Genomic DNA, 4,782 nt, shown 5'->3' with positions numbered 1-4,782 from the left:
TCCCCGGTCTTGGCGTCGCTGGGCGGGACGACGGCCAGACCGCGAACGGGCCCCGGAGCTTCCGCTCCGGGGCCCGTTCGGCAGGGTCCGCGTCAGGCGGCGGGAACCTCCGCGGTGGTCTGGATCCGGTCCAGCGCCGGCGGGGAGACCGGCGACTTCTCGGTCAGGTACGCCGTGAAGGCGTCCAGGTCGATCATGCCGGTGACCGGGTTCGTGCCGCCGGTGAGGACGCTGAAGCCGTCACCACCGCCGGAGAGGAAGTTGTTCACCGTGACCCGGTAGGTCGCGGTGTCGCTGACCGGGGCACCGTTGATGGTGAGGCTGCCCCGGACCACCCGGGTACCGCTGCACGGCGAGCCGGCGGGCGCGGTGGTGCCGTTGACGTCGACGACGTAGTGCACGGTCGAGGACGCGTACAGCACCCGGCCGACGGTGAACTGCTGCTCGAGCATGCAGTACAGCTGCGCGCCGGTCAGGTCCAGGGTAACCAGGTTGTTGGCGAACGGCTGGACGGTGAACGCCTCGGCGTAGGTGACCGGGCCGGCGTCGAGGTCGGCGCGGACACCACCGGGGTTCATGAACGCCGCGACCGCGTTCTGCTCGGTGTCGGTGGCGGCGAGCTGCGCGTCGGCGATCAGGTTGCCGAGCGGCGACTCACCGGTCTGGTACGTCGGCTTGCCGTTCTGGTCGACCCCGGTCTGGTACAGGTTCTCCTGGGCCTTGGTGATCGCCTGGGTGGTCTTGCCGACCACCTTGTCCGCGACCGGGCCGAGCGCCGTCTTGTACCGCGTGATCAGCTCGGTGCTGGCCGGGTCCTTCGGCACGTCCCGGGTGACCACGACGTTGTTCGCGGCGGCGCGGATCACGTCGCCGCTGCGCCGGTCGACCTGGAGGTCGATCTCGGTGACCAGCCGGCCGAACGAGCTGGCGCTGGTGACCAGCTTGCCGTTGAGGTTGCAGTTGTACGCGGCGTGGGTGTGCCCGCTGACGATCGCGTCGATCGACGGGTCCATCCGGTTGGCGATGTCGACGATCGGCCCGCTGAACCCGGTGCAGTCGTTGATGCCGCCACCGTTCTGCACGCCGCCCTCGTGCAGCAGCACGACGATGGCCTGCACGCCCTGAGCCTGCAGGATGCGGGCGTACTTGTTGGCGGTGTCCGCCTCGTCGGCGAAGGTCAGGCCGGCGACGCCCTGCTGGCTGACGATGTTCGGAGTGCCCTCCAGGGTCATCCCGATGAAGCCGATCTTGACGCCGTCGACCTTCTTGATGCCGTACGGCGGCAGCAGCGGCTGGCCGGTGGCGGTCTTGAAGGCGTTCGCCGACAGGTACTGGAACTTGGCGCCCTTGAAGGGGGTGCCGTCGGCGCAGCCGTCGACCGGGTGGCAGCCGCCGTTCTGCATGCGGAGCAGCTCGGTGGCGCCCTCGTCGAACTCGTGGTTGCCGACGCTGGCGAACTCGAGCCCGGCGAGGTTCATCTCCTCGATGGTCGGCTCGTCGTGGAAGGCCGCGGAGAGCAGCGGGGAGGCGCCGATCAGGTCACCGGCGGCGACCGTGATGGTGCGCTCCCGCTCCTCCTCGGTGGTGCCACGCAGCTTGGCGAGGTGGGTGGCCAGGTACTCGGCGCCACCCGCGGTCTTCCCGTCGATGGTGCCGCTGGAGCCGGTCGGCGGCTCCAGGTTGCCGTGGAGGTCGTTGATGGCGAGCAGCTTGACGTCGACCGGCTTCGGGCCGGCCTCCGCCTGGTCTGGCTGGACGGTGACCGCGGTGAACGCGGTCGCGGCGAGCGCGGCCAGGCCGAGAGCGGCCCGGCGACGCATCCGGGGGACGGACATGGGACTCCTCGTGAGATACCGGCGCTTGGCTGTCCGGGCGATGGTTCGCCCGGGGGCCCTGATTCGCCGTGACAGGGCTCGATCTCGGGCGGCGGATTCGGGGGACGCCACCCGACGGTGGAAAGCTTCTCATCCACCGGGCGATCGGTCGACCGGGGCGGCACACCAGCGTGGAGGGCATAGCGGCCGACCTGCGCCGGTCGGCCGGACGAGTCCGACATGACGGGCGGGTGAGTTCCTGCACAGCCGCCCCTTGTCGCGGGTGCGTCGCGCAGCGTCCAGGACTTCAGGTTGATGGTGCTGCTGCGCCGGTTGGTCAGCCGCACGTACTCGGCGTTCAGGCTCTTGTGGGAGCGGTCGACCGGACAGATCGCCGGGTCGAGCGGCATCGGCGCGGCCACGGACCGGCGCGGTGGTCGACAGTCCCGGCAACCCGGGTATGTACCCAGCCGCCCGGCGGATCCGCCAGGTCAGAACCAGCAGGTCCGCCCGGCGGCGTGGCTGACCTGCACGGTGTGCGTGACGCAGCCGTCGCCGGCCACCCGGTGCAGCAGGAACGCGGTCGGCTCCGCGACGAACCCGATCTCCTCCTCGTCGGTCATGGTCAGGCTCACTTGCACCCAGGTGCTCGGCGCGGTGGTCAGCACCGTGCCGGCGAACGCGCTGGTCACCGGGCGGTGCAGGTGACCGGCGGCGACCCGTACGACGTGGCGGTGGCGCGCGATCACGTCGGCGAACGCGTCGGCGTCGGCGAGCCGGGTGGCGTCCATGGCCGGCACGCCGACCGCGACCGGCGGATGGTGCAGGCACACTACGGCGGGCACGTCCGACCGGCCGGCGAGCACCCCGTCGAGCCAGCCGAGTTGCTCGTCGCCGAGCCGACCGCCGGCGCTGCCCGGAGCGTGCGAGTCCAGCACCACGAGCGTCCCGTCCGCGTGGTCGACGTGGTAGTACGCCGAGAAGCCGCCGCCCAGGTAGGGGGTGCCACCGAAGGTGTCGAGCAGCGACTCCCGGTCGTCGTGGTTGCCGGCGGCGAGGTGGACCGGCAGTGGGAACCGCCCGATGATCTCGCGCAGCGCGACGTACTCGTCGGGGCGGCCGTTGCTGACCAGGTCACCGGTGATCACCACGCAGTCGGGCCGGGGTCGCAACGCCAGCACCCGGCCGAGGGCCCGGTGCAGCCCGGACGCCTGCTCAGCGGCGAGCGGACCGGTGGTCACGTGCGGGTCGCTGAGCTGGGCGATGAGCATCGGCATCTCCTCGGGACCGGGACCCTCACGCTATCGCCACCGGCCCCGCCGCGCGGCCTCGCCGGATCCACAGGCCACGTCCACACCCTGTGGATAGCACATGTGTACGAAGGTCGTGGGACCGTCGGCTGAGTACTCTTGATCGCGCCCCCGACCCCTCCGACCAGGAACGACGTGGATCACGAGCAAGTCGTCCGAGACGTCACGGCCCGCCTCCCGATGGCGTCGACTCCGCTGGAGGCGTGCGAGTGGACCGTCGCAGCGCTCGCCCGGTACACCCCGGCGGCGATCTCGATCCTGCTCCAGGTCCACGACCGGCTCCGGTGCGTCGCGGCCACCGGCGCCTGGCAGGTCCATTCCACCGTGCCGCCGAAGACCGGCCTCGTGGGCCAGGTGTACGCCTCCGGCGAGCCGGCCGCCATCGCCGATGTCACCGCCGATCCCGACCCGTTTCCGGTACGCCCCGACGTCAGCGCCGAACTCTGCGTACCGGTGCTGGACCCGGCGGGCCGCCCGATCGGCGTACTCGACGTGCAGTGGAGCGACCCGGTCGAGCTGGCGCGGTGGCGGGAGACCGCCGAACGGCTCGGCCGCCGGCTGGGCGCCCGGATCGTGGCGCTCGGCGGACCGCCGGCCGAGAGCCGCGGCGAGAAGCTGCTCCGACACGCCACCGCGATGACCGCTGCCGCCACCGAGTGGGAGCTGCTGGCCGCCACGATCACCGCGGCCCGGGACGTCTCGACCCTCTCCGCCGCCGTGCTGCTCCTCACCGGCCCACCCGAGCCGCGGCTGGGCGCGGCGACCGGCATCCCGGGCGAGCTGGAGTCCCGGATCCGGGCTGAACTGGCCGAGACCGGGTCGATGGCGCTCGGCCGGCTGATCGCCCGGGCGCACCGGCACGGCTCGGCGTACACACTCGGCGAGGCGGGGCACCCGCCGACCGAGGATCACCTGCCGCTGGCCCGGGCCGGGGCGCGCACCCTGGTGGCGGTGCCGGTCGGGCCGCCGGACACCGGCGGGGTACTGCTGGTCGCCGACGAGCGGCTGCTGCGCCCCGACCCGACCACGGTCAACCTGATGGAGCTGCTCGCCGGACAGGCGTGGGCCTGCCTGGACCGGCTGCGTACGCTTGCCCGGCTACGCGAGCAGGCCAGCTCGGACCCGCTCACCGGGTTGCGCCACACCGGGCCGTTCGGGCAGCGGATCGCGACCGCCACACCGGGGCGTACCGCCCTGTTGGCCATCGACATCGACGGTTTCAAGAGCGTCAACGACACGTACGGTCACCAGGCCGGGGACCGGCTGCTGGTCGGGCTGGCCCGGGCGCTGGAGGGGGCGCTGCGGCAGGGCGACGAGCTGTACCGGACCGGCGGCGACGAGTTCGTCGCGGTGATCGAGGTGAACCGGCCCGAGGAGGCGGTCCGGATCGCCGAGCGGCTGACCGAGGCGGCCCGCCGCACCGGCCGCACGATCAGCGTCGGCGTCGCCCTGCCCCACCCCGGCGAGCTCCCCGAACACACCCTGCTCCGCGCCGACCAGGCCCTCTACACAGCCAAACGCCAAGGCCGCGACGCCGTCCACCTCTCCCCCACCTAACCCACCCCCACCCCACCCCCGCCCCCCCGCCGCCCCCCCGCCCCGACCGGGCCCGCCGGGCCGCCGCCCGGGTCACCCGTGGGCTGCGCGAGCCGGGGCCC

Annotated in this window: 3 protein-coding genes; 1 reads left to right on the top strand and 2 read right to left on the bottom strand. The window is 72.8% G+C overall.

Translation table 11 applies throughout. The annotated features are described in order from the left end of the window. Nucleotides 1-92 precede the first annotated feature (92 nt). Both ABZ570_RS30440 and ABZ570_RS30435 read right to left on the bottom strand, forming a co-directional pair. Nucleotides 93-1,835, bottom strand: a complete 1,743-nt coding sequence (locus ABZ570_RS30440) for a bifunctional metallophosphatase/5'-nucleotidase (protein WP_358071024.1) — start codon at nt 1,833-1,835, stop codon at nt 93-95. Between the two features lie 470 nt (nt 1,836-2,305). After that, nucleotides 2,306-3,085, bottom strand: a complete 780-nt coding sequence (locus ABZ570_RS30435) for a phosphodiesterase (protein ID WP_358071022.1) — start codon at nt 3,083-3,085, stop codon at nt 2,306-2,308. A 174-nt stretch (nt 3,086-3,259) separates the two neighbouring features. Here ABZ570_RS30435 and ABZ570_RS30430 point away from each other — a divergent pair, with 174 nt between their 5' ends. Continuing rightward, nucleotides 3,260-4,681, top strand: a complete 1,422-nt coding sequence (locus tag ABZ570_RS30430) for a sensor domain-containing diguanylate cyclase (protein ID WP_358071020.1) — start codon at nt 3,260-3,262, stop codon at nt 4,679-4,681. The last annotated feature ends 101 nt before the right edge of the window (nt 4,682-4,782 follow it).

The organism is Micromonospora sp. NPDC007271 (genome assembly GCF_040634005.1).
Classification (GTDB): domain Bacteria; phylum Actinomycetota; class Actinomycetes; order Mycobacteriales; family Micromonosporaceae; genus Micromonospora.
Note: the sequence above shows the minus strand (reverse complement) of the source record. Positions and strands in the feature narration are given on the sequence as shown.